We start from the raw sequence: 24,451 nt of genomic DNA on the forward strand, positions 1-24,451 counted from the left end.
TGGGAATTGCAATGCTTCGACGTTAGCTCAAGGAAAAAGACACTGCATCACGCGCATAAAAAATGCCCCATATCGATTGATACGGGGCATTTCTGTTGTTGCTCAAGACCCGCTTGTGACGGGCCTTGCAGCGGCTTAAGCCAGCACTTCTTCGCGCTTGCCCAGCAGACGGTCGCAGGCTACGGCGACCACCAGTGTCATCACCGACGGCACCAGCCATGCCAGCCCCTGCTCGCTCAGCGGCAGGTGGGACAACTGAGTCGGCATCCAGTCCGCCAGACCCGCGCCCTTGAGGGCATCGATCAGGCCGAAAAGGAACGACACCAGCATGACCGGACCGACGATGCGGCCTTGCTCATGCCAGAAGTCCTTGCAGAAGCTCAACGCCACCAAGGCAATGCACGGCGGGTAAATAGCGGTCAGTACCGGGATCGAGAACGCGATCAGCTTGGTGAGGCCCAGGTTGGACACCAGCAAGGAGAACGCGGCCAGGATAATGACCAGTGTCTTGTAGGACAGTGGCAGCACGCGGCTGAAGTATTCAGCGCAAGCACACGTCAGACCCACCGCAGTGACCAGGCAGGCCAGCGAGATCAACACCGCCAGAAAACCGCTGCCCAACGAACCAAAGGTGTGTTGCACATAAGCGTGCAACACCGCCGCGCCGTTGGTGGCACCTGCTGCCACTTCGTGGCTGCCCGAACCGAGGCGGAACAGGCTGACGTAAACCAGCGCCAGACCGACGCCGGCAATCAACCCGGCAATGATCGCATAACGGGTGATCAGCGCTGGCGAATCGACGCCACGGGAACGGATGGCGTTGACGATAACAATGCCGAACACCAATGCGCCCAGTGTATCCATGGTCAGGTAACCATTGATGAACCCTTGGGAGAACGGCGCCGCCACGTATTCCGGGGTCGCCACGCCGATATCACCGGCCGGCAAGGCAAACGCCGCGATACCCAGCGCAGCCAGGGCGATGATTTTCAGCGGCGCGAGGAAACGTCCTACGGTATCAAGCAAACGGCCCGGGTAGAGCGAGATGAAGAACACCAGCAGAAAGTACACCGAGCTATAGAGGAACAGCGCCAGCGGGCTCTCACCCGTCAGCGGCGCCAGACCCACTTCAAAGGATACCGTTGCGGTACGCGGTGTCGCGAACAGCGGGCCAACGGCGAGGTAGCACGCGGCAGCCAGCAGACCGCCGGCGACTTTACCGATCGGGCTGCTCAATGCATCCATTGCACCACCGACCTTGGCCAGTGCAACCACGGTGATCACCGGCAATCCGACCGCCGTGATCAGAAAACCCAGCGCCGCCATCCAGACATGAGGTCCGGACTGCAAACCGACGATAGGCGGGAAGATGATGTTGCCAGCCCCGACAAACAGGGCAAACGTCATAAAACCAAGTGCCAGGATGTCCTGGCCTTTCAACACTTTCATTAAGGAAATACCACACTACTGAATCGGAATTTAGAGAGGGATTTCCCTTATGGGTGAGGGAAATGCTGTCGGCCCGTATAGGACTGACCCTTTAGCGCGACGCTTCCTTGTGGGACGCAGACGCAAAAATGGCTGCTAGCCTAACGAATTTGGGTAATAAACGCACTGTTACAGGGCGAACTATCCGATCTGCGACATTTCCGTGTCGCGTTTTTACATGAAAATGGTGGGTGCCTGTAAGAACGTCTTCGCGGGCAAGCCTCGCTCCTACAGACTTACGGCGCCCTGTAGGAGCGAGGCTTGCCCGCGAAGAGGCCCGTACGGCCAGCACAAATGCCACAAACGACAAAAGCCACCCGAAGGTGGCCTTTGTTTGGTGAAGCGTGAATTAAGCGCGAGGCTTACTTCATCGCCCAACCGGTCAGCTCGGACAAAGCCTTGCCGATGTCTGCCAGCGAACGCACGGTTTTAACGCCTGCGTCTTCCAGGGCAGCAAACTTCTCGTCTGCAGTGCCTTTGCCGCCAGAGATGATTGCGCCAGCATGGCCCATGCGCTTGCCCGCAGGGGCAGTCACACCAGCGATGTAGGAAACAACCGGCTTGGTCACGTGTGCCTTGATGTAGGCAGCCGCTTCTTCTTCAGCCGAACCGCCGATCTCACCGATCATAACGATCGCTTCGGTCTTCGGGTCTTCCTGGAACAGCTTCAGGATGTCGATGAAGTTCGAGCCTGGGATCGGGTCACCGCCGATGCCGACGCAAGTCGACTGACCGAAACCGGCGTCAGTAGTCTGCTTCACAGCTTCGTAGGTCAGGGTGCCGGAACGGGAAACGATACCGACCTTGCCTGGCAAGTGAATGTGACCTGGCATGATGCCGATCTTGCATTCGCCTGGAGTGATCACGCCTGGGCAGTTTGGACCGATCAGGACTACGCCCAGCTCGTCGCACTTGACCTTGGCATCCAGCATATCCAGGGTAGGAATGCCTTCAGTGATGCAAACGATCAGCTTGATGCCGCCGAAGGCTGCTTCCAGGATGGAATCTTTGCAGAAAGGAGCTGGAACGTAGATCACGCTGGCGGTGGCGCCAGTGGCAGCTACAGCGTCTTTCACAGTGTTGAACACTGGCAGACCCAGGTGTTCGGTGCCGCCTTTACCCGGAGTTACGCCACCGACCATCTTGGTGCCGTATTCGAGGGCTTGCTGGGTGTGGAAACTACCTTGCGAACCGGTAATACCCTGGCAGATAACTTTGGTGTCTTTATTGATCAGGACGCTCATTATTTGCCCTCCGCAGCTTTAACGACTTGTTGAGCAGCGTCGGTCAGGCTGGTAGCAGCGATGATGTTCAAACCGCTTTCTGCCAGTACTTTAGCGCCCAGCTCAGCGTTGTTGCCTTCAAGGCGAACAACAACCGGGATTTTCACGCCGACTTCTTTCACAGCGCCGATGATGCCTTCGGCAATCATGTCGCAGCGAACGATGCCGCCGAAGATGTTGACCAATACTGCAGCGACGTTAGTGTCGGACAGGATGATCTTGAACGCTTCGGTAACGCGTTCTTTGGTAGCACCGCCGCCCACGTCGAGGAAGTTGGCTGGTTTGCCGCCATGCAGGTTGACGATGTCCATGGTACCCATGGCCAGGCCAGCACCGTTGACCATGCAACCGATGTTGCCTTCCAGTGCTACGTAGTTCAGTTCGAACTTGGCAGCGTGCGCTTCGCGCGGATCGTCTTGCGACGGATCATGGAAAGTCTTCAGCTTAGGCTGACGGTACATGGCGTTGGCGTCGATGTTGATTTTGGCGTCGAGGCAATGCAGATCGCCGTCAGCCTTGATCACCAGCGGGTTCACTTCCAGCAGAGCCAGGTCGTGATCCTTGAACAGCTTGGCCAGACCTACGAAGATCTTGGCGAACTGAGCAACTTGCTTGCCTTCCAGACCCAGCTGGAATGCCAGCTCGCGACCCTGGAATGGCTGAGCGCCAACCAGTGGATCGATAGTGGCCTTGAGGATTTTCTCAGGGGTGTCGTGAGCGATTTTCTCGATGTCCACGCCACCTTCGGTGGAAGCCATGAACACGATGCGACGGCTCGAACGGTCAACGACAGCGCCCAGGTACAGCTCTTTAGCGATATCAGTGCACGATTCAACCAGGATCTTGGTGACTGGCTGACCATTGGCATCAGTCTGGTAAGTCACCAGACGCTTGCCCAGCCACTGCTGTGCGAATGCCTTAGCGTCTTCTTTGCTGCGAACCAGCTTGACGCCGCCCGCTTTACCGCGACCACCAGCGTGGACCTGGGCTTTGACAACCCACTCGGTGCCGCCGATTTTGTCGCAAGCTTCTGCTGCTGCTTCCGGGGTGTCTACGGCGAAACCCTGGGATACTGGCAGGCCGTATTCAGCGAACAGCTGCTTACCCTGATACTCGTGAAGATTCATGCTTATTACCGTCTTCGTTAGGTACTGCGCATTCGGTGCTGCACTTGTTCAAGTGCCGCACCACCTGTGACTGCTGCTTGCGTAGCCTTTCCGGACAACCGGTGCAGCTACGCAAGACTGCGTCCAGCGGATATTCCGCGGTGAGTCTTGCATGCAAGGCTCACGACGGGCCAAACCGCCGTGGTTTCTTATTATGTCTTAACGCTTCTTGCGGTTGGCAATGTGGATGGCGCCGCCATTCACAGCCAGTGCTGCTTCGTGCAAGGCTTCGGACAGGGTCGGATGGGAGAAGACCATCATGCCCAGGTCTTCAGCGCTGGTGCCGAATTCCATACCGATCGCGCCCTGCTGAACCAGTTCTGCAGCGCTCGGGCCAATCACGTGGACGCCCAATACGCGGTCAGTCTTGGCATCAGCAATGACTTTCACGAAACCGCCGGTGTCGTTGGCTGCCATGGCACGGCCACTGGCTGCGAACGGGAAGGTGCCAACGTTAACTTCAACGCCTTCAGCCTTCAAGGTCTGCTCGGTTTTGCCGACCCACGCGATTTCCGGGTGAGTATAAATAACTGACGGGATCAAGTCATAGTTCATCTGGGCTTTGTGGCCCTTGATGCGCTCAACGACCATGATGCCCTCTTCCGAGGCTTTGTGTGCCAGCATCATGCCGCGAACCACGTCACCAATGGCGTAAACGCCCGGTACGGTGGTGGCGCAGTGATCGTCAACGTGCACGAAACCGCGCTCGTCGAGGGTCACACCGCAATCAGCGGACAGCAGATCAGTGGTCACTGGACGGCGACCAACGGCTACGATCAGCTTGTCGAAAGTGATGTTCTGTTCGCCATTGGCATCGGTGTAGTTCACGACTACTTCGTCGCCGTTCACTTTGGAACCGGTGACGCGAGCGCCCAGCTTGATGTCCAGACCTTGTTTGGTCAGGGTTTTCAGCGCTTCCTTGGAAACGGCAGCGTCAGCAGCCATCAGGAAGGTGTCCAGCGCTTCGAGAACGGTAACTTCTGCGCCCAGACGGGACCAGACCGAACCCAGTTCCAGACCGATCACACCAGCGCCAATCACGCCCAGACGTTTTGGCACGGACTGGAATTCCAGCGCGCCAGTCGAATCGACGATCACATTCTGGTCGACCGGAGCCGGTGGAATGTCGATCGGACGCGAACCTGGAGCCAGAATCACGTTCTCGGCTTCAATGATTTCTACCGAACCGTCAGCCTTGGTGACTTCGACTTTCTTGCCGGCCAGCAGTTTGCCGTGGCCCTGGATCGAGGTCACACCGTTGGCTTTGAACAGGGTCGCAACGCCAGAGGTCAGGCCTTTAACGATGTTGGCTTTACGGCCGACCATCGCTGGCACGTCCATGGTCACGCCAGCATGGTTGATGCCGTGGATCGCGAAACCGTCTTGGGCTTCGTGGAACTTCCAGGAGCTGTCCAGCAGCGCCTTGGATGGAATGCAGCCGACGTTCAGGCAAGTACCGCCCAGAGCCAGTTTGCCTTCCTTGTCGGTGTACTTCTCGATGCAGGCAGTCGTCAGGCCAAGCTGCGCTGCTTTGATGGCAGCCACATAGCCGCCAGGGCCCGCGCCGATCACTACTACGTCAAATTTCTGCGACATTCAAAAAATCCTCTTTTGGCAAGCTTGAAGCCACGAGTGGCAAGCCCAAGCGACAGCCGAAAAGGCTTGCCGCTTGAAACTTGCAGCTCGCAGCTGCTTCTATCAGATATCCAGCAGCAAACGAGCCGGGTCTTCCAGCAGGTTCTTGATGGTAACCAGGAAGGTCACAGCTTCTTTGCCATCGATCAAACGGTGATCGTAGGACAGAGCCAGGTACATCATCGGACGGATAACAACCTGACCGTTGATCGCCATAGGACGCTGCAGAATGTTGTGCATGCCCAGGATTGCCGCTTGCGGCGGGTTGACGATCGGGGTCGACATCATCGAACCGAAGGTACCACCGTTGGTAATGGTGAAAGTACCGCCAGTCATTTCGTCCATCGACAATTTGCCGTCACGAGCCTTCTTGCCGAAGGTGGCAATGCCACCTTCGATTTCAGCCAGGCTCATCAGTTCGGCGTTACGCAGAACCGGTACGACCAGGCCGCGGTCGCTGGAAACAGCCACACCGACGTCAGCGTAGCCGTGGTAAACGATGTCTGCACCGTCGATCGACGCGTTGACAGCCGGGAAGCGTTTCAGCGCTTCGGTGGCCGCTTTCACGAAGAACGACATGAAGCCCAGGCGTACGCCGTTGTGGGACTTCTCGAACAGGTCCTTGTACTTCGAACGCAGGGCCATGACTTCGGTCATGTCGACTTCGTTGAAAGTGGTCAGCATCGCCATGTTCGACTGAGCTTCTACCAGACGCTTGGCCACGGTAGCGCGAACGCGGGTCATCGGAACGCGCTTCTCGATGCGGTCGCCAGCGGCGAACACAGGAGCAGCGGCAGCAGGTGCAGCAGCCTTGGCAGGCGCGGCAGCCGGAGCGGCTTTCTTGGCAGCAACCGCTGCAACCACGTCTTCCTTGGTCACACGACCGCCTTTGCCAGTACCGGCAACGGAAGCGATGTTGATGCCGTTTTCTTCAGCCAGCTTGCGAGCAGCCGGTGCAGCAACAGGATCGTCTTCGCCTTCAGCGGCTGGAGCAGCAGCTTGTGCGGCGGCCGGAGCAGCAGCGGCAGCCGGGGCAGCAGCAGCGCCGCCCGCTTCGATGGAGCCCAGGACTTCGTCGGACAGAACGGTGTCGCCTTCGTTCTTGACGATAGCGCCCAGTACGCCGTCAGCAGTCGCCAACACTTCCAGCACAACCTTGTCGGTTTCGATATCGACGATCAGGTCATCACGCTTTACAGCGTCGCCTGGTTTTTTGTGCCAGGTGGCAACGGTGCCATCGGCAACCGATTCCGGGAAAGTGGGGGCTTTGATTTCGATAGCCATTATCTGTGGGTCCTTAAATTCGGTTTCAGGTGCGCGAAGGCGTTAAACAGTAAAGGCGTCTTGCAGCAGTTTTTCCTGCTGCTCAGCGTGCATCGACGCATAACCACAAGCAGGTGCAGCAGAAGCCTCACGGCCCGCGTACTCGAGTACGAGAGACTTGTTGAGATTGCTGATGCTACGACGCAAGTGGTGTTGGCTGCAGTACCAGGCACCCTGGTTCATCGGCTCTTCCTGACACCAGACAGCATGTTTGGCGTTGGTGTAAGGAGCCAGGACTTCTTTCAAGTCGTCCTCAGGGAATGGGTACAGCTGCTCGATACGCACGACGGCGATGTCGTCACGACCTTCGGCACGGCGTTTTTCCAGCAGGTCGTAGTAGACCTTGCCGCTACACAGAACAATGCGCTCGACCTTCGACGGGTCTTGGGCATCGATTTCCGGGATCACGGTCTGGAACGAACCTTCGGCCAGATCTTCCAGGGTCGAAATAGCCAGTTTGTGACGCAGCAGCGACTTCGGAGTCAGAACGATCAATGGCTTGCGCAGCGGGCGAATCACCTGACGGCGCAGCAAGTGGTAGATCTGAGCCGGCGTGGTCGGTACGGCTACCTGAATGTTGTGCTCGGCGCACAGTTGCAGGTAACGCTCCAGACGAGCCGACGAGTGCTCCGGCCCCTGACCTTCATAACCGTGAGGCAGCAGCATGGTCAGACCGCAGAGACGGCCCCACTTGTGCTCGCCACTGGTGATGAACTGGTCGATAACCACCTGGGCACCGTTGGCGAAGTCGCCGAACTGGGCTTCCCAGATCACCAGCGCCTCAGGCGTGGTGGTCGAGTAACCGTATTCGAACGCCAGCACGGCTTCTTCGGACAGGAACGAATCGTACAGGTCGAAACGTGGCTGGCCCTTGTACAGGTTTTGCAGCGGAACGTAGGTGCCCGCGTCTTTCTGGTTGTGCAAGACAGCGTGACGGTGCGAGAACGTACCGCGACCGATGTCCTGACCCGTCATGCGAATCGGGTGACCTTCGAACGCCAGGGTCGCGTACGCCATGGTTTCAGCGTAACCCCAGTTGATCGGCAGGCCGCCGGCTTGCATTTTCTGACGGTCTTCGTAAATTTTCGCGACCTGGCGCTGAACCACGAAGCCTTCCGGAATTTCCAGCAGCTTGGCAGACAGTTCCTGCAAGGTTTTCAGATCGAAGCGAGTGTCGTGACGTGCGGTCCAGGCGTGGCCCAGATACGGACGCCAGTCCACGAACAACTCTTTGTTCGGCTCTTTGACCAGGCTTTTTACAACATGCAGACCGTTGTCCAGCGCATTGCGGTATTCGTCGACTTTCGCCTGAACACGCTCTGCGTCCAGCACGCCGCCCTGAGTCAGACGATCGGCATACAGCTCACGGGTGGTGCGCTGTTTGGTGATCTGCTGATACATGATTGGCTGGGTGCCGCTTGGCTCGTCGGCCTCGTTGTGGCCACGACGACGGTAGCAGACCAGGTCGATCACCACGTCACGCTTGAACTGCATGCGGTAGTCGATGGCCAGCTGGGTCACGAACAATACGGCTTCCGGATCATCACCATTCACATGGAGGATCGGCGCCTGGATCATTTTCGCAACGTCGGTCGCGTACTCGGTGGAGCGCGAGTCCAGCGGGTTGCTGATGGTGAAACCGACCTGGTTGTTGATCACGATGTGAACAGTACCGCCGGTCTTGAAACCGCGGGTCTGCGACATCTGGAAGGTTTCCATGACCACGCCTTGACCTGCGAATGCAGCGTCACCGTGGATGGAGATCGGCAGAACCTTCTCACCGGTAGGGTCGTTACGACGATCCTGACGGGCGCGAACCGAACCTTCGACCACCGGGGAAACGATTTCCAGGTGGGACGGGTTGAACGCCATGGCCAGGTGAACTTCGCCGCCGGCGGTCATCACGTTGGACGAGAAGCCCTGGTGATACTTAACGTCACCGGAACCCAGCTCGACCTTCTTCTTGCCTTCGAACTCGTCGAACAGCTCGCGCGGGTTCTTGCCGAAGGTGTTGACCAGCACGTTCAGACGACCACGGTGGGCCATGCCGATGACGATTTCCTTGGTGCCGTAGGAACCGGAACGCTGGATCAGCTCATCGAGCATCGGAATCAGGCTCTCGCCGCCTTCCAGACCGAAACGCTTGGTGCCCGGGTATTTGGTCCCCAGGTATTTTTCCAGGCCTTCGCCGGCGGTGACGCGCTCGAGCAGGTGGCTCTTGATGTCGGCGGAGTAGGTCGGACGGCCGCGCACGCTTTCCAGACGCTGCTGGAACCACTGGCGCTGCTCGGAATCGGTGATATGCGTAAATTCAGCGCCGATGGTGCGGCAATATGTCTGCTGCAACGCTTCGTGAATTTCGCGTAGGCTCGCTTCCTCTTTGCCGATGAACAGGTCGCCGGCACGGAAGGTCGTATCAAGATCGGCATTGGTCAAGCCGTAATGATTGATCGACAGGTCTGCAGGTGCAGGACGCTGCCACAGCCCCAGCGGGTCAAGCTGGGCTGCCTGGTGGCCGCGCATACGGTAGGCCTGGATCAACCGCAGTACTTCAACTTGCTTCTTTTCGTGCTCACTGCTCACGCTTCCGGCGGAAACCGGTTGGGCGCGGCGCTGGTTCTTTGCCAGCAAGACGAAATGATCGCGAATTGTGGAGTGCGAAACATCGGTGGCAGTGTTGCCGTCAGCAGGCAACTTCTGGAAGTAGGTGCGCCACTCTTCTGGCACAGCGTTAGGGTCGTGCAGGTAGAGCTCGTAGAGCTCTTCCACATAGGCAGCGTTACTACCGGATAGGTAGGCGCTGTTCCACATGCGCTGCATCACGCTTTCTTGCATGCTTGGTCACCCTCGGTTAGGGGAACACCACCGGCGTCGACACCGAGCACGCTTGCAGAAGTCCGAATGCAGCGACCAAAACAAGCCACTTAGGATCACGCTGATAGTCCGGGTACCAGCCCGGATGCCCCTGCTTGTCTCATTTCTTCAAAATAAGAGCCGCAGCTTTATGGGCTGCTGCTCAGGTTAAAACTACGGCGCCGGTTGAAGCCTGCGCCGTAGCATCTACAGGTACTGCGGTGTTACGGGTACAGCAGCTGAATCACACGCCGCTTTGCAGCAGCATGTTACGTACGTGACCGATGGCCTTAGTCGGGTTCAGGCCTTTCGGACAGACGTTGACGCAGTTCATGATCCCGCGGCAGCGGAATACGCTGAACGGGTCATCCAGCGAAGCCAGACGCTCGGCAGTCTTGGTGTCGCGGCTGTCTGCCAGGAAGCGGTACGCTTGCAGCAAAGCAGCTGGACCCAGGAACTTGTCCGGGTTCCACCAGAAGGACGGGCAAGAGGTCGAGCAGCAAGCGCACAGGATGCACTCGTACAGACCGTCGAGCTTTTCACGCTCTTGCGGGGTCTGCAGACGCTCGATGGCCGGAGCCGGCGTGTCGTTCTGCAGGTATGGCTTAACTTTCTCGTATTGCTTGTAGAAGATGCTCATATCGACGACCAGGTCACGGATAACCGGCAAACCTGGCAGCGGACGAACGATCAGCTTGTTACCTTTCACGACAGAAGACAGCGGCGTAACGCACGCCAGACCGTTTTTGCCGTTGATGTTCATGCCGTCGGAACCGCAAACACCTTCACGGCAAGAGCGACGATAGGAGAAACCTTCGTCCTGCTCTTTGATCAGGGCCAGCACGTCCAGCACCATCAGGTCTTTACCACCGGTGTCGACCTGGAATTCCTGCATGAACGGCGCAGCGTCCTGATCAGGGTTGTAGCGATAAACACTGACTTGCAACATGGCGGCCACCCTTAATAAGTCCGAATCTTAGGTTCAAAAGTCGGAACAGTCTTCGGCGAGAAGTTCACGGCGCGCTTGGTTACGCGTTTGTCACCCGGGAAGTACAGGGTGTGGCACAGCCAGTTTTCGTCGTCGCGGTCTTCGTAGTCTTCACGGGCGTGAGCGCCGCGGGACTCTTTGCGGATTTCTGCAGCGATGGCGGTGGCTTCGGCCACTTCCAGCAGGTTCTGCAGCTCCAGTGCTTCGATACGAGCAGTGTTGAACGCCTGGCTCTTGTCGTTGATCTTGACGTTGGCAATACGGCCACGCAGATCAGCCAGCTGAGCAATACCCTTCTGCATGTATTCGCCGGTACGGAATACACCGAAGTAGTTCTGCATGCAGCTTTGCAGCTCTTTACGCAGCGTGGCGACGTCTTCGCCTTCGGTACGCGAGTTCAGGCCATCGAGACGAGCCAGGGCTGCGTCGATGTCGGACTGGCGAGGGCGAGCGTAATCAACGCCTGCTTTCAGGGTCTGCTCAAGGAACAGGCCGGCGGCACGACCGAATACCACGAGGTCGAGCAACGAGTTGCCGCCCAGGCGGTTCGCACCATGAACCGATACGCAAGCCACTTCACCCACTGCGAACAGGCCAGGAATGATCTGGTCTACGCCGTCGGCGTCCTGGGTCATTGCCTGACCGTGGATGTTGGTGGCAACGCCGCCCATCATATAGTGGCAGGTTGGAACGACCGGAATCGGCGCCACGGCTGGATCGACGTGAGCGAAGGTCTTGGACAGTTCCATGATGCCTGGCAGACGGCTGTGCAGAACTTCTTCACCGAGGTGATCGAGTTTCAGCATTACGTGGTCGCCATCCGGACCGCAACCGTTGCCGGCGATGATTTCTTTAACCATCGAACGAGCAACAACGTCACGACCCGCCAGGTCTTTGGCGTTCGGAGCATAACGCTCCATGAAACGCTCGCCGTGCTTGTTGATCAGGTAACCGCCTTCACCGCGGCAGCCTTCAGTAACCAGTACACCGGCGCCGGCGATGCCGGTCGGGTGGAACTGCCACATTTCGATGTCTTGTACCGGCACGCCAGCACGCAGAGCCATGCCGACGCCGTCACCGGTGTTGATCAGGGCGTTGGTGGTGGACGAGTAGATACGGCCTGCACCGCCAGTCGCCAATACGGTGGCGTTAGCGCGGACGTAGGAGGTTTCGCCGGTTTCGATGCAGATGACGATCATGCCGACAAAGGCACCATCTTCGTTCTTCACCAGGTCGACGCCGTAGTATTCGTTGAGGAATACGGTGCCGGCCTTGAGGTTGGCCTGGTACAGGGTGTGCAGAAGCGCGTGACCGGTACGGTCGGCAGCGGCACAGGTACGTGCAGCCTGGCCACCTTTACCGAAGTCTTTCGACTGACCGCCGAACGGACGCTGATAGATGCGACCTTGTTCGGTACGAGAGAACGGCAAGCCCATGTGCTCGAGCTCGAAGACCGCTTCCGGCCCTACGGAACACATGTATTCGATAGCGTCCTGGTCACCGATATAGTCGGAACCCTTGACGGTATCGTACATGTGCCAGCGCCAGTCATCGTTCGGATCTGCCGAGGCGATGGCGCAGGTAATGCCACCCTGGGCGGATACAGTGTGCGAACGAGTCGGGAAAACCTTGGTGATAACGGCAGTCTTGTGACCACCTTGTGCCAGCTGCAGAGCAGCGCGCATGCCAGCACCGCCGCCGCCAATGATGATGGCGTCGAACGAAAGCGTATTAACTGTAGTAGACATGAATCAGATACCCCAAAGAATCTGCACACCCCAGACGAAGTACGCGAACATCGCGACGCCGCATACAGCCTGGAAGAGGAAACGTATTGCAGTCGCGGACTTGCCGAACGCCATTGGCGTCAGGTAGTCGGTCGCGATGGTCCACATGCCGACCCAGGCGTGAGCGCCGAGGGCAACGAGAGCCAGGAGACTGAAAATACGCATCCAGTTGCTTGCGAACAGTTCATGCCATTGGGCGTAGCCGAGGCCAGGATGGGCGACGACGTATCCGATCAGGAAAATGAAGTAAGCCGCGAGAACGACCGCAGACACACGTTGTGCCATCCAGTCATAGAGGCCCGAACGCGACAGGTTCGTGACGTTAGTTACCATATCCAAACTCCTGCCAGAACGATTACCACCACGGAAACGGCGATAACGATTTTCGAGCCCAGTTTGCCGCCTTCAAGCGACTCGCCGATGCCCATGTCCATGATCAAATGGCGCACACCGGCAACCATGTGATACAGCAAGGCGGACAGGATTCCCCAAATCACTAGCTTGGCTAGCGGACTGGTCAGACACGCTTTCACCTGACCGAAGCCTTCTTCTGAGCTCAGCGACTTGTCCAATGCATAAAGCATGATGGCCAGGCTGACAAAGAGGATGACACCGGAGATTCGGTGAAGAATGGACGTGTAAGCAGTGACTGGGAGTTTGATGGTCCTTAGGTCTAGGTTTACAGGTCGTTGGCTATTCACGGCTTTTTTTCACACTGAAGAGCCCCTAACAATCAGGGCAAAGTTGTTGGGGAGTGCACTGGTCAGGTACCCACCACCCAGGGAGTGCGACCCCCAATAAAGCAGGCCCAAAAGCCCCTGGCGGTCGGAGGCCGAGTATAGACAGTTAGGCTACTAATGACAACGCGTTCACCTACCCCAAATAGCGCATTGCACAAGTTGGATAAAAGGCGTAAATGGCAGTCAAATTCGAGGAAAAAGTCCGGTTAAAGCCTTCTGGAGCAAGACTTTAGGCAAATTGACATTCAAATTTATCTCACTATAGTGGTGCGGGCCCTGCGTGGGGGGTCTGTCTGATGATTTCAAGCATAAATAGGAGGCCACATGGCTGACAAAAAAGCGCAGTTGATCATCGAGGGCGCAGCCCCCGTCGAGCTGCCCATTTTAACCGGCACCGTTGGTCCCGATGTTATCGATGTTCGGGGCCTGACGGCCACGGGCCGTTTCACCTTTGACCCTGGTTTCATGTCGACCGCTTCCTGCGAGTCGAAGATCACCTATATCGACGGCGACAACGGCATTCTGCTGCACCGCGGCTACCCGATCGAACAGTTGGCTGAGAAGTCGGACTACCTGGAAACCTGCTATCTGCTGCTCAACGGCGAATTGCCGACCGCAGAACAGAAGGCCCAGTTCGTCAGCACCGTCAAGAACCACACCATGGTTCACGAGCAGCTCAAGACGTTCTTCAACGGCTTCCGTCGCGACGCCCACCCGATGGCCGTCATGTGCGGTGTAGTCGGCGCCCTCTCGGCCTTCTACCACGACTCCCTGGACATCAATAACCCGCAGCATCGCGAAATCTCCGCGATCCGCCTGGTTGCCAAGATGCCGACGCTGGCAGCGATGGTTTACAAGTACTCCATGGGCCAACCCATGATGTACCCGCGCAACGACCTGTCGTACGCGGAAAACTTCCTGCACATGATGTTCAACACCCCGTGCGAGATCAAACCGATCAGCCCGGTGCTCGCCAAGGCCATGGACCGGATCTTCATCCTCCATGCCGACCACGAGCAGAACGCATCGACTTCCACCGTACGTCTGGCCGGTTCTTCGGGTGCCAACCCGTTCGCCTGTATCGCCGCCGGTATCGCTGCGCTGTGGGGCCCTGCCCATGGCGGCGCGAACGAAGCCGTTCTGACCATGCTCGATGAAATTGGCGATGTTTCGAACATCGACAAGTACATCGCCAAGGCCAAGGACAAGAATGATCCGTTCAAACTGATGGGCTTCGGTCACCGGGTTTACAAAAACCGCGACCCACGCGCCACGGTTATGAAGCAGACTTGCGACGAAGTGCTGAAAGAGCTGGGTATCACCAACGATCCGCAACTCCAACTGGCCATGCGCCTGGAAGAGATTGCCCTGACCGACCCGTACTTCATCGAACGCTCGCTGTACCCGAACGTCGACTTCTACTCGGGAATCATCCTCAAGGCGATCGGTATTCCAACCAGCATGTTCACCGTGATCTTCGCCTTGGCGCGGACTGTCGGCTGGATCTCCCACTGGAAAGAAATGCTCTCCAGCCCGTACAAGATCGGCCGTCCGCGCCAGTTGTACACCGGCTACGAGTCGCGTGACATTACCAAGCTGGAAGACCGCAAATAAGACCTGTCTTGCGATAACGTCTTAAGTAGTACCGAGAACGGCCTCTATATATAGAGGCCGTTTTTGTTTGGGGCGGTTGGGTCTTTGATTGGGGGTATATCCATTTTTTTGGTAGCTGCGGCTATTGGTTCCGCCCTTACGGCGGGTCACTTTGAAAAGCGCAAAGTAACCAAACGCTTCTGCCCCTTTCGTTCGGTGCCTCAAGATCAAAAGCTGAAGGCGAGCTAACGCTCGGCCTGATGAGCAGTGAGAATCAAAAGCGGTACGCCGCGCCATTGTGGGGGGGGGGTGAAAAACAATTGCGGTACGCCGATCCAATGTGGGAGCGAGCCTGCTCGCGAAGCTGTTGCCCTTGCCTTTGCTTTGCTTTTGCTTCAGATCTGCTGCCCCTTTCCCAGAGGCCGAACGCAGGCGTTGCGCAGGGGGCACCGCGGCAAGGATGCCGCGGTAGCCGCCCCCGGGGCAATGCCTTCGTTATGGCATGCCGAGCCTTAGCGAGGCACCGAATGGAGGGGCAAAGCCTTTTGGTTCCTTTTTGGCGTTTGAAAAAGGGACTCGCCGTAAGGGCGAAACCGCCAGCAGCCGCTACCAAAAAACGGATATACACACAAATCCAACCACCCAACCACCCAACAAAAAATGCCCCGATCTCTCGACCAGGGCATTTCCGTTTAACACCACTTACCCAAACAAACCCAACCTCTTAGTGAGAAACCGCCCCACTCGACCCCAACCCAGTCTGCGAACGAACAAATTGCGGGAAGAACAGCGCCCGTTCATTGTCAGCCGCGGTCGACTTGTCAGTAATCGAGAAGAACCAGATCCCGACAAAGGCAATGGCCATCGAGAACAGCGCCGGGTACTCATACGGGAAGATAGCTTTCTCGTGATGCATGATCTGCACCCAGATGGTTGGCCCAAGCACCATCAAGGCAACGGCACTGACCAGCCCCATCCAGCCCCCGATCATCGCACCACGGGTGGTCAACTTCTTCCAATACATGGAAAGCAGCAGTACCGGGAAGTTACAGCTCGCCGCGATGGAGAACGCCAGGCCGACCATGAACGCGATGTTCTGGCTTTCGAACAAAATACCCAATCCAATCGCCAACACCCCGAGAAAGATGGTGGTGATTTTGGAGACGCGGATCTCGTCCTTGTCGTTGGCCTTGCCCTTCCTGATCACACTGGCGTAAAGGTCGTGAGACACCGCGGTAGCACCGGCCAGGGTCAGACCGGCAACGACGGCCAGAATGGTCGCGAAGGCTACTGCCGAGATAAAGCCCAGGAAGATACTGCCACCTACCGCGTTGGCCAGGTGCACCGCCGCCATGTTGTTACCGCCCAACAGCGCGCCAGCCGCATCTTTAAAGGCCGGGTTGGTGCTGACCAGCAGGATCGCGCCGAAGCCGATAATGAAGGTCAGGATGTAGAAGTAACCAATGAAGCCGGTGGCATACAACACGCTCTTGCGAGCTTCTTTTGCGTCACTCACGGTGAAGAAGCGCATCAGGATGTGCGGCAGGCCTGCAGTGCCGAACATCAGTGCCAAGCCCAGCGAGAACGCCGAGACCGGATCTTTCACCAAACCACCGGGGCTCATGATCGCTTCACCTTTAGGGTGAACCTTGATCGCCTCGGAAAACAGGGTGTTGAAGTCAAAGTTGACGTGTTTCATCACCATCAGCGCCATGAACGAGGCACCGGACAGCAACAGCACGGCCTTGATGATCTGCACCCAAGTGGTTGCCAGCATACCGCCGAACAATACGTACAGGCACATCAGGATACCGACCAGGATCACCGCGACGTAGTAATCGAGGCCGAACAGCAGCTGGATCAGCTTGCCGGCACCGACCATTTGCGCGATCAGGTAAAACGCCACCACTACCAGCGAACCGCAAGCGGACAGTGTGCGGATCTGGGTTTGCCCGAGGCGGTAGGACGCTACGTCGGCAAAGGTGTATTTACCCAGGTTACGCAGGCGCTCGGCGATCAGGAACAGAATGATCGGCCAACCCACCAGGAAGCCGATCGAGTAGATCAGGCCATCGTAGCCGGAGGCGTACACCAGGGCGGAAATACCCAGGAAGGACGCCGCCGACATGTAGTCACCGGCAATTGCCAGACCGTTCTGCAGACCGGTGATCTTGCCGCCAGCCGCATAGTAGTCGGCCGCCGATTTGTTGCGCTTGGAAGCCCAGTAGGTGATGCACAGGGTCAAACCGACAAACGCCACGAACATCAGGATCGCGGAAACGTTGAGTGGTTGTTTGTGCACTTCGCCCGTCAGGGCTTCAGCCGCCCAGGCACCAGGTGCAAAGGCTGTGATGCTCAATAGAGCCATTAGACGCCGGATCATTGCTGAGCCTCCTTGAGAATCGCATTGTTCAGGTCGTCGAATTCGCCATTGGCGCGTCGTACGTAGATTGCCGTCAGGACAAAGGCCGAAACAATCAACCCGACACCAATCGGTATCCCCCAGGTAATCGATGACTCAGGACTGATTTTCGCACCCAGTATGTGCGGTCCGTAAGCAATCAAAAGGATGAATCCGGAGTAGAGCCCAAGCATGATCGCCGAAAGAATCCAGGCGAATCGTTCCCTCTTGCGAACCAGCTCCTTGAAGCGCGGGCTGTTTTGAATCGAGAGGTAAATGCTGTCGTTCATTGTTTTTATCCTCGCAGCACAGATTAAGTTGGAACATATCCACTCTATTCGGCTCAAGGACAGGTTCCAGACGACCTTAGTATTAGAACGACATGACGTTTTCGCCAATTTCCGGCACGCAATAAATAAATGTGGGAGCGAACCTGCTCGCGAAGACGGTATGTCAGTCAACGTTGATGTCGATTGACACACGGCCTTCGCGAGCAGGCTCGCTCCCACATGGAAAAGCGAAAGGCCGCTTGGCGGTTACACCAAGCGGCCTTGAAAGGTGCTGACCACATGCGTCAGCTCAAATCATTTGATCCAGTCTGCAACACGATCCGGGTGCTTGGCGACCCAATCCTTCGCAGCGACTTCAGGCTTGGCGCCATCCTGGATTGCCAGCATGACTTCGCCAATTTCGTCTTTCGAGGCCCACTGGAAGTTCTTCAGGAACTTGGCCACTTCCGGCGCCTTCGTTGCCAGTTCTTTGCTGCCGATGTTGTCCACGGTTTCAGCGGCGCCATAAACGCCTTTCGGGTCGTCCAGGAAGCGCAGTTTCCACTTCGCGAACATCCAGTGCGGCACCCAACCGGTGACAGCAATGGATTCGTTTTTCTTCTCGGCACGGGTCAGCTCGGCAATCATGCCAGCGCCGGAACTGGCCTTGAGTTGATAGCCAGTCAGATCGTAGTCCTTGATCGCCTGCTCGGTTTTCAGCATTACACCCGAACCGGCGTCGATGCCGACGATGCGACCTTTGAAACTGTCATCGGTTTTCAGATCGGCGAGGGACTTGGCCTTGACGTACTCAGGCACGATCAAGCCGATTTTTGCGTCTTTGAAGTTCGGGCCATAATCGACGACCTGGTCTTTGTTCTTGGCCCAGTATTCCCCGTGGGTCACCGGCAGCCAGGCAGACAGCATGGCGTCCAGTTTGCCAGTCGCCACACCTTGCCACATGATCCCGGTGGCCACCGCTTGCAGCTTCACGTCATAACCGAGCTTCTGCTTGATCACTTCAGCGGCCACATGGGTCGTCGCGACGCTGTCGGACCAGCCGTCGACATAACCGATGCTCAGGGTTTTGCTCTCGGCATTGGCCATTGTGGAGCCAATCGCAAGTACCAGTGCGGCACCCGCGCCTAAAAGTCGTCGCATCTTCATCGTTACTTCCCCGAAAGTGCTGCGCTCGACGGATGCCGAGTCGCGTCAACGTATTGTTATGGTGCACCGCGCCCCCATCACGCTTAACCACAAACTCGTGCGAACATCAGCGGAGTACTGACGCGTCGATAATCAACCTGACGCCAACCGCGACCTGTGCTGTCAGCGACCTCAATGCATCGAGAAACGACATCAGAACGCCATTAATCTCGAGTACGAGAAACAGGCTAGTCAATACGCCCAAACTTTGCATGTCAAAACACTGCAAGCCACCAAGCGCGCGGCAAATACAGGTAACATGCGCGGCTTTGCTCCCAGACGGCCTGACCATGCCCGCGACATCACGTTTTCCTTTTTTTGCTTATCTATTCGCCTGCCTGCTCGGGCTGTTTGCCCTGGGTGGCTTTTGGTACGGACTCGGCAAACCGGTGATTCTGGCTGACGTGGCCACCGCGACACACAAGCTGCAATGCGCGTCGTACACGCCGTTCGACAAGGACCAATCGCCGTTCGATCAGCCCTTCAAGTTGCGCCCCGAGCGCATGGACGCCGACCTTGCACTGTTGGCGACCCGCTTCGAATGCATCCGCACCTACTCCATGACCGGCCTTGAGGCCCTACCGGATCTCGCGCGAAAGCACGGGCTGAAAATGATGATCGGCGCCTGGGTCAACAGCAACCCGGTGGACACCGCCAAGGAAGTTGACCTGTTGATCGCCTCGGCCAATGCCAACCCGGATGTGGTGACCGCGGTGATCGTCGGCAACGAGACGCTGCTGCGCAAGGAAGTCACCGGCGCGCAATTGGCCAAGCTGATCAACAAGGTCAAAAGCCAGGTCAAACAGCCCGTCACTTATGCCGACGTCTGGGAGTTCTGGCTCAAGCACCCGGAAGTCGCGCCGGCGGTGGACTTCCTGACCATCCACTTACTGCCGTACTGGGAAGACAATCCGTCGAACATTGACGCCGCACTGCAACACGTGGCTGAAGTACGCCAGGTGTTCGGCAACACCTTTGCGCCCAAGGACGTGATGATTGGCGAAACCGGCTGGCCGAGCGAAGGCCGCCAGCGCGAAACCGCCCTGCCTAGCAGGGTCAACGAAGCACGGTTCATTCGTGGTTTTGTGACCATGGCCGAGCAGCACGGGTGGCATTACAACCTGATCGAAGCCTTCGACCAGCCATGGAAACGCGCCAGCGAAGGCGCGGTCGGTGGCTATTGGGGCCTGTTCGATGCCGATCGCCAGGACAAGGGCGTGCTGGCAGGTCCAGTGTCGAACGTGCCGTACTGGAAACAGTGGCTGGCGGTGGGCGGCTTGATTTTCCTCGGCACGCTGATTCTCGGCGGTCGTGTACGCAGCACTCGCGCGGCACTGGTCCTGCCGCTGCTGGGGGCGTTGGCGGCGTGCTCGATTGGCGCCTGGGGCGATCTCGCACGGGTCAGCACCCGGTTTGCCAGTGAATGGTTGTGGGTTGCTCTGCTGACTGGTTTGAATGTGCTGGTGTTGGCGCATGCCGCACTGACGCTGAGCGCTCGCACTGGCTGGCGTGGGCGAGCCTTCGACGTACTGGAGCGGCGGGCGGGCTGGCTACTGGCAACAGCAGGGTTTGCGGCGGCGGTAATGATGCTGGAGATGGTGTTCGATCCGCGCTATCGCAGCTTCCCGAGTGTCGCGTTCATCGTGCCCGCGCTGGTTTACCTGTGCCGCCCGGTGAACGTACCGCGTCGCGAGATTGCCCTGTTGACCTTCATCATCGGCGCCGGCATTGCGCCGCAGCTGTTTCGTGAAGGCTTGCAGAACCAGCAGGCCTGGGGTTGGACGCTGGTGAGTGTGTTGATGGTGGCGGCGTTGTGGCGCAGTTTGCGGGTTATCAAGGGGTAAATTTCAGCGCGGCTACTGGCCTCTTCGCGAGCAGGCTCGCTCCCACACTCCACCGCATCGATCATAAGAACGCTGTCAAATGTGTGGGAGCCTGCTCGCGAAGACGGACTATCAGGCGCTACGGGAAGCCCTGACCAGCCGCAACCCGGCAATCACCACTGCAAACACCGCCAACGTCGTGTTGTACAACGCCAACGCCGGAAAACCGAACACCAGCGCCAACACGGCCAGCCACCACCCTGCCCGCCCCGGCAACACGAAGCCGATCACGGCCGCGGCCAGTGCCGCCCAACCCAACACAGCAAAGTGAATCATCAATCCCAGATTCGAACGAACCAGGCATTCCCACCGGTTCGCGTCATCCACGCAGAGGCCGACCCACTGCGCATCCTCCATGAAGCCATAGCGCGCGCCATAACTGGCGGCCAGCCATAACGGCAGCAAAACAAGCAGCAAAATCACGGGCAGACGGCGGGACATGAAGCACTCCAATTAACCAAAAACGGCGGCCAGCTTAATCTCCCGACGGCCTTACGCAAGTGTTAACAACAGTTAACTGGCCAGCCAATCGCTGCAAAGTGTATCGTCCATCCACTATTACTCAGAATCAGGCCTGTTTGTTGCCGATACACGGCACTTTGGCGCAAATCCAGTGGTCATAGCCTGCGAACTCATTCGGCACCTTTTCTAAGGGATCTAGTCATGCTCCGTTCCTTGCGCTTCGCCGCCCTGTTTGGCGGCATTATTTTGAGTGCGTCCGCACTGGCAGTCGACATCGACGCCGCCAGTTATGGCTACCCCTTGACCAACCCGTTCGAGGCGACAATCGCCACGACTCCGCCGGACCTGCGCCCGGAGTTACCGCGCAACGAAGACATCAATCAGTCGGATCGCAGCGTCACCCTGCGCCCGGAGCGAGCATTCGAACTGCCGGACAACTTCTGGCCGGTAAAGAAACTCACCTACCGTATCGCCACTCAAGATAAAGCGGCACCGCTGATCTTCCTGATCGCCGGCACCGGCGCGCGCTATGACAGCAGCCTCAACGAGTACCTGAAAAAGCTCTACTACAAGGCCGGTTACCACGTGGTGCAACTGTCGTCGCCTACCAGCTTCGACTTCATGAGTGCCGCCTCACGCTTTGCCACACCGGGCATCACCAAGGAAGACGCCGAGGACATGTACCGGGTGATGCAGGCCGTTCGCGCGCAGAACCCGAGAGTGCCCGTCACCGATTACTACTTGACCGGTTACAGCCTGGGCGCACTGGATGCTGCGTTCGTCGCGCACCTGGACGAAACCCGCCGCAGCTTCAACTTCAAGAAAGTCCTGCTGCTCAACCCGCCGGTCAACCTCTACACCTCGATCACCAACCTGGACAAGCTGGTCCAGACCGAGGTCAAGGGCATCAACAGCACCACCACGTTCTATGAGCTGGTGCTGAACAAACTGACCCGCTACTTCCAGCAGAAAGGCTACATCGACCTCAACGATGCCCTGCTCTACGACATCCAGCAGTCCAAGCAACACCTGACGAACGAACAGATGGCCATGTTGATCGGCACCTCGTTCCGCTTCTCGGCGGCCGACATTGCCTTCACCTCGGACCTGATCAACCGTCGGGGCCTGATCACTCCACCCAAGTACCCGATCACCGAAGGCACCAGCCTCACGCCGTTCCTCAAGCGTGCGCTGCAATGCGACTTCGACTGCTACATCACCGAGCAGCTCATTCCGATGTGGCGCGCCCGCACCGATGGCGGCAGCCTGCTGCAGCTGATCGATCAGGTGAGTTTGTATGCACTGAAAGACTACCTGCACGACAGCCCGAAAATCGCCGTCATGCACAACGCTGACGACGTGATCCTCGGCCCGGGCGACCTCGGTTTTCTACGCAGGACGTTCGGCGATCGCTTGACTGTTTATCCGCTGGGCGGCCATTGCGGCAATCTCAATTACCGCGTCAACAGCGACGCCATGCTGGAGTTTTTCCGTGGCTAAACACCTCCTGCTTATCGCTGCGTTACTCTGTGCAGGCGTCGCCAATGCCGACAACAGCAAGGCCAACGCGCCGGTTGTGCTCGACAGTGACGGCTTCAAGGAGCCACTGAGCAAATTGAAAATCAACCCGGGGATGGATCAGCGCGAGTTCGAGCGCTCGACGCTCAACGCGCTGAACGTCTATGACCCGCTGGAAGAATGGAACCGCCGGGTTTACCACTTCAACTACCGCTTCGACCAATGGGTGTTCCTGCCCGTGGTGGACGGCTATCGCTACATCACGCCGAGTTTCCTGCGCACCGGCGTCAGCAACTTCTTCAACAACCTCGGCGACGTGCCAAATTTGTTGAACAGCCTGCTGCAGTTCAAGGGCAAGCGTTCGATGGAGATCTCCGGTCGACTGCTGCTCAATACCACCCTCGGCATCGCCGGCCTGTGGGACCCCGCCACCGCCATGGGCCTGCCGCGCAAGAACGAAGACTTTGGTCAGACACTGGGCTTCTACGGTGTACCGGGCGGCGCCTACTTCGTGCTGCCCATCCTCGGCCCTTCGAACATTCGCGACACCGGCGGCCTGGTGTTCGACTTCTCCGCAGAATCGGCAATCAACTTCCTGAACGTCTCCCACGTCAGCGAAAACCATCCGGAAATCTGGGTCCTGCGCGGCATCGACAAGCGCTACCAGACCACCTTCCGCTACGGCCAGCTGAACTCGCCGTTCGAATACGAGAAAGTGCGTTACGTGTACACCGAGGCGCGTAAATTGCAGATCGCCGAGTAATTCCACCGGCTACAAAAAAGGCCATTCGATGCGAATCGAATGGCCTTTTTCAAATTCCCAGTGGGAGCGAGCCTGCTCGCGAAAGCGGTGTATCAGTCAACCCATGCGTTGATTGTCAGACCGCATTCGCGAGCAGGCTCGCACAGTTTTAGCCTTTCACCAACTTCCAGATCTTGCTGAAAGCCATCACCCCGGCCAGCACCACCGCACCCGCCACAATCCCCGCCACCGCATTCAATAACGTCGGCACGATAAACCCGGCGCTGCCCGCCCCCGTGCTGACGCTTTCAATCCAGTGATGTACCACCGGCACGCCGTGCGTGAGAATCCCGCCGCCCACCAGGAACATCGCTGCCGTGCCGATCACCGACAGGCTTTTCATCATGTACGGCGCCGTACGCAATATCCCGGCGCCGATGCTTTTGGCCATCTGCCCGGGCTTCTGGGTCAGCCACAGGCCCAGGTCGTCGAGTTTGACGATGCCCGCCACCAGGCCATAGACACCAACGGTCATGATGATGGCAATGCCCGACAGCACGATCACCTGCTGAGTCAGCGACGCCCCCGCCACGGTACCCAACGTGATGGCGATGATTTCCGCCGAAAGAATGAAGTCAGTGCGGATGGCGCCTTTGATCTTGTCCTGCTCGAACGCCACCAGATCGGTCACCGGATCGGCCACCGCCTCGACCAGTTGTGCATGTTCGGCGTCATCTTCAGCCTGGCTATGCAGGAACTTGTGGGCCAGTTTCTCGAACCCTTCGAAGCACAGATAAGCACCACCGACCATCAACAGTGGCGTGACCAGCCACGGAATGAATGCGCTGATGGCCAGTGCCGACGGTACCAGGATCAGTTTGTTGCGAAACGAGCCCTTGGCCACGGCCCAGACCACCGGGATTTCCCGTTCGGCACGCACACCACTGACTTGCTGGGCATTAAGCGCCAGGTCGTCGCCGAGCACGCCGGCCGTCTTCTTCGCGGCCATTTTGGTCATCAACGCAACGTCGTCGAGTACCGCGGCGATGTCGTCGAGCAGCACCAGTAAACTGCTTCCTGCCATGGGTCAGGCTTCCCTTACACAAACAAAGTG

At 57.9% G+C, this 24,451-nt stretch carries 19 protein-coding genes; 4 read left to right on the top strand and 15 right to left on the bottom strand.

The genetic code is table 11. The annotated features are described in order from the left end of the window. Positions 1-135: 135 nt before the first annotated feature. The 10 genes from brnQ to sdhC form a co-directional block, all read right to left on the bottom strand. Positions 136-1,449 carry a branched-chain amino acid transport system II carrier protein gene (gene brnQ / locus ACM6IR_RS01345; RefSeq protein WP_414906031.1) on the bottom strand — a complete coding sequence of 438 codons (1,314 nt, stop codon included), beginning with the start codon at positions 1,447-1,449 and terminating at the stop codon, positions 136-138. A 401-nt stretch (positions 1,450-1,850) separates the two neighbouring features. After that, a complete protein-coding gene (sucD, locus tag ACM6IR_RS01350) occupies positions 1,851-2,732 on the bottom strand; it encodes a succinate--CoA ligase subunit alpha (RefSeq protein ID WP_027922418.1) in 882 nt (293 codons plus the stop codon). Continuing rightward, on the bottom strand, positions 2,732-3,898 hold the full coding sequence (sucC, locus tag ACM6IR_RS01355; RefSeq protein ID WP_008148602.1) for an ADP-forming succinate--CoA ligase subunit beta: 1,167 nt from the start codon (positions 3,896-3,898) through the stop codon (positions 2,732-2,734). Before sucC ends, sucD begins: the two co-directional genes overlap by 1 nt. Before the next feature lie 198 nt (positions 3,899-4,096). Continuing rightward, positions 4,097-5,533 (bottom strand): dihydrolipoyl dehydrogenase, encoded by a 1,437-nt coding sequence (gene lpdA, locus ACM6IR_RS01360; RefSeq protein WP_414906032.1) that lies wholly within the window; start codon positions 5,531-5,533, stop codon positions 4,097-4,099. A 102-nt stretch (positions 5,534-5,635) separates the two neighbouring features. Further along, entirely contained in the window at positions 5,636-6,856 is a 1,221-nt protein-coding gene (gene odhB, locus ACM6IR_RS01365) for a 2-oxoglutarate dehydrogenase complex dihydrolipoyllysine-residue succinyltransferase (protein WP_010456848.1), read from the bottom strand. Between the two features lie 42 nt (positions 6,857-6,898). Continuing rightward, positions 6,899-9,730: a 2-oxoglutarate dehydrogenase E1 component gene (locus ACM6IR_RS01370; protein WP_414906033.1), complete on the bottom strand. Its 2,832-nt coding sequence runs from the start codon at positions 9,728-9,730 to the stop codon at positions 6,899-6,901. A 262-nt stretch (positions 9,731-9,992) separates the two neighbouring features. After that, complete coding sequence (locus ACM6IR_RS01375; protein WP_414906034.1) at positions 9,993-10,697, bottom strand: succinate dehydrogenase iron-sulfur subunit; 705 nt, start codon at positions 10,695-10,697, stop codon at positions 9,993-9,995. An 11-nt stretch (positions 10,698-10,708) separates the two neighbouring features. After that, positions 10,709-12,484: a succinate dehydrogenase flavoprotein subunit gene (gene sdhA / locus ACM6IR_RS01380; RefSeq protein ID WP_414906035.1), complete on the bottom strand. Its 1,776-nt coding sequence runs from the start codon at positions 12,482-12,484 to the stop codon at positions 10,709-10,711. Between the two features lie 3 nt (positions 12,485-12,487). Next, positions 12,488-12,856: a succinate dehydrogenase, hydrophobic membrane anchor protein gene (gene sdhD / locus ACM6IR_RS01385; protein WP_059402221.1), complete on the bottom strand. Its 369-nt coding sequence runs from the start codon at positions 12,854-12,856 to the stop codon at positions 12,488-12,490. Continuing rightward, complete coding sequence (sdhC, locus tag ACM6IR_RS01390) at positions 12,850-13,224, bottom strand: succinate dehydrogenase, cytochrome b556 subunit (protein WP_414906036.1); 375 nt, start codon at positions 13,222-13,224, stop codon at positions 12,850-12,852. The genes sdhD and sdhC overlap by 7 nt, the downstream gene beginning before the upstream one ends. A gap of 363 nt (positions 13,225-13,587) precedes the next feature. On the opposite strand from sdhC, the gene gltA reads away from it, so the two are divergent. Further along, positions 13,588-14,877 (top strand): citrate synthase, encoded by a 1,290-nt coding sequence (gltA, locus tag ACM6IR_RS01395; protein WP_414906037.1) that lies wholly within the window; start codon positions 13,588-13,590, stop codon positions 14,875-14,877. A gap of 703 nt (positions 14,878-15,580) precedes the next feature. Here the strand turns inward: gltA and ACM6IR_RS01400 are convergent. The 3 genes from ACM6IR_RS01400 to ACM6IR_RS01410 all read right to left on the bottom strand — a co-directional run bounded on the left by ACM6IR_RS01400 (position 15,581) and on the right by ACM6IR_RS01410 (position 18,693). Next, positions 15,581-17,239 (bottom strand): cation acetate symporter, encoded by a 1,659-nt coding sequence (locus tag ACM6IR_RS01400; protein ID WP_414906038.1) that lies wholly within the window; start codon positions 17,237-17,239, stop codon positions 15,581-15,583. After that, positions 17,236-17,547 (bottom strand): DUF485 domain-containing protein, encoded by a 312-nt coding sequence (locus ACM6IR_RS01405; protein ID WP_414906039.1) that lies wholly within the window; start codon positions 17,545-17,547, stop codon positions 17,236-17,238. The genes ACM6IR_RS01400 and ACM6IR_RS01405 overlap by 4 nt, the downstream gene beginning before the upstream one ends. Before the next feature lie 294 nt (positions 17,548-17,841). Then, the gene (locus ACM6IR_RS01410; protein WP_414906040.1) at positions 17,842-18,693 is read right to left on the bottom strand and encodes a glycine betaine ABC transporter substrate-binding protein; all 852 of its coding nucleotides are present in this window, start codon (positions 18,691-18,693) and stop codon (positions 17,842-17,844) included. A 287-nt stretch (positions 18,694-18,980) separates the two neighbouring features. On the opposite strand from ACM6IR_RS01410, the gene ACM6IR_RS01415 reads away from it, so the two are divergent. Next, entirely contained in the window at positions 18,981-20,576 is a 1,596-nt protein-coding gene (locus ACM6IR_RS01415) for a beta (1-6) glucans synthase (RefSeq protein WP_414906140.1), read from the top strand. Between the two features lie 111 nt (positions 20,577-20,687). Here the strand turns inward: ACM6IR_RS01415 and ACM6IR_RS01420 are convergent, their stop codons facing one another. Next, on the bottom strand, positions 20,688-21,056 hold the full coding sequence (locus tag ACM6IR_RS01420) for a hypothetical protein (protein WP_414906041.1): 369 nt from the start codon (positions 21,054-21,056) through the stop codon (positions 20,688-20,690). A gap of 222 nt (positions 21,057-21,278) precedes the next feature. Here ACM6IR_RS01420 and ACM6IR_RS01425 point away from each other — a divergent pair, with 222 nt between their 5' ends. Then, on the top strand, positions 21,279-22,577 hold the full coding sequence (locus ACM6IR_RS01425; RefSeq protein ID WP_414906042.1) for a serine/threonine protein kinase: 1,299 nt from the start codon (positions 21,279-21,281) through the stop codon (positions 22,575-22,577). Continuing rightward, positions 22,570-23,358, top strand: coding sequence for a VacJ family lipoprotein (locus ACM6IR_RS01430; protein ID WP_414906043.1), 789 nt, complete (start codon positions 22,570-22,572; stop codon positions 23,356-23,358). The genes ACM6IR_RS01425 and ACM6IR_RS01430 overlap by 8 nt, the downstream gene beginning before the upstream one ends. 148 nt (positions 23,359-23,506) lie before the next feature. Here ACM6IR_RS01430 and ACM6IR_RS01435 read toward each other — a convergent pair whose 3' ends face one another. Beyond that, on the bottom strand, positions 23,507-24,421 hold the full coding sequence (locus tag ACM6IR_RS01435; RefSeq protein ID WP_414906044.1) for a DUF808 domain-containing protein: 915 nt from the start codon (positions 24,419-24,421) through the stop codon (positions 23,507-23,509). Positions 24,422-24,451: the final 30 nt, after the last annotated feature.

It is taken from the genome of Pseudomonas sp. IT-P253, assembly GCF_949768125.1.
Lineage (GTDB): Bacteria > Pseudomonadota > Gammaproteobacteria > Pseudomonadales > Pseudomonadaceae > Aquipseudomonas.

Coding starts and splice junctions, on each gene's coding strand:
- ACM6IR_RS01425 (WP_414906042.1), top strand. CDS start 21,279: ATGCTCCGTTCCTTGCGCTTCGCCGCCCTGTTTGGCGGCATTATTTTG.
- ACM6IR_RS01375 (WP_414906034.1), bottom strand. CDS start 10,697: ATGTTGCAAGTCAGTGTTTATCGCTACAACCCTGATCAGGACGCTGCG.
- sucD (WP_027922418.1), bottom strand. CDS start 2,732: ATGAGCGTCCTGATCAATAAAGACACCAAAGTTATCTGCCAGGGTATT.
- ACM6IR_RS01410 (WP_414906040.1), bottom strand. CDS start 18,693: ATGAAGATGCGACGACTTTTAGGCGCGGGTGCCGCACTGGTACTTGCG.
- lpdA (WP_414906032.1), bottom strand. CDS start 5,533: ATGTCGCAGAAATTTGACGTAGTAGTGATCGGCGCGGGCCCTGGCGGC.
- ACM6IR_RS01370 (WP_414906033.1), bottom strand. CDS start 9,730: ATGCAAGAAAGCGTGATGCAGCGCATGTGGAACAGCGCCTACCTATCC.
- sdhA (WP_414906035.1), bottom strand. CDS start 12,484: ATGTCTACTACAGTTAATACGCTTTCGTTCGACGCCATCATCATTGGC.
- sdhD (WP_059402221.1), bottom strand. CDS start 12,856: ATGGTAACTAACGTCACGAACCTGTCGCGTTCGGGCCTCTATGACTGG.
- brnQ (WP_414906031.1), bottom strand. CDS start 1,449: ATGAAAGTGTTGAAAGGCCAGGACATCCTGGCACTTGGTTTTATGACG.
- sucC (WP_008148602.1), bottom strand. CDS start 3,898: ATGAATCTTCACGAGTATCAGGGTAAGCAGCTGTTCGCTGAATACGGC.
- ACM6IR_RS01405 (WP_414906039.1), bottom strand. CDS start 17,547: ATGAACGACAGCATTTACCTCTCGATTCAAAACAGCCCGCGCTTCAAG.
- ACM6IR_RS01420 (WP_414906041.1), bottom strand. CDS start 21,056: ATGTCCCGCCGTCTGCCCGTGATTTTGCTGCTTGTTTTGCTGCCGTTA.
- ACM6IR_RS01435 (WP_414906044.1), bottom strand. CDS start 24,421: ATGGCAGGAAGCAGTTTACTGGTGCTGCTCGACGACATCGCCGCGGTA.
- ACM6IR_RS01400 (WP_414906038.1), bottom strand. CDS start 17,239: ATGATCCGGCGTCTAATGGCTCTATTGAGCATCACAGCCTTTGCACCT.
- odhB (WP_010456848.1), bottom strand. CDS start 6,856: ATGGCTATCGAAATCAAAGCCCCCACTTTCCCGGAATCGGTTGCCGAT.
- gltA (WP_414906037.1), top strand. CDS start 13,588: ATGGCTGACAAAAAAGCGCAGTTGATCATCGAGGGCGCAGCCCCCGTC.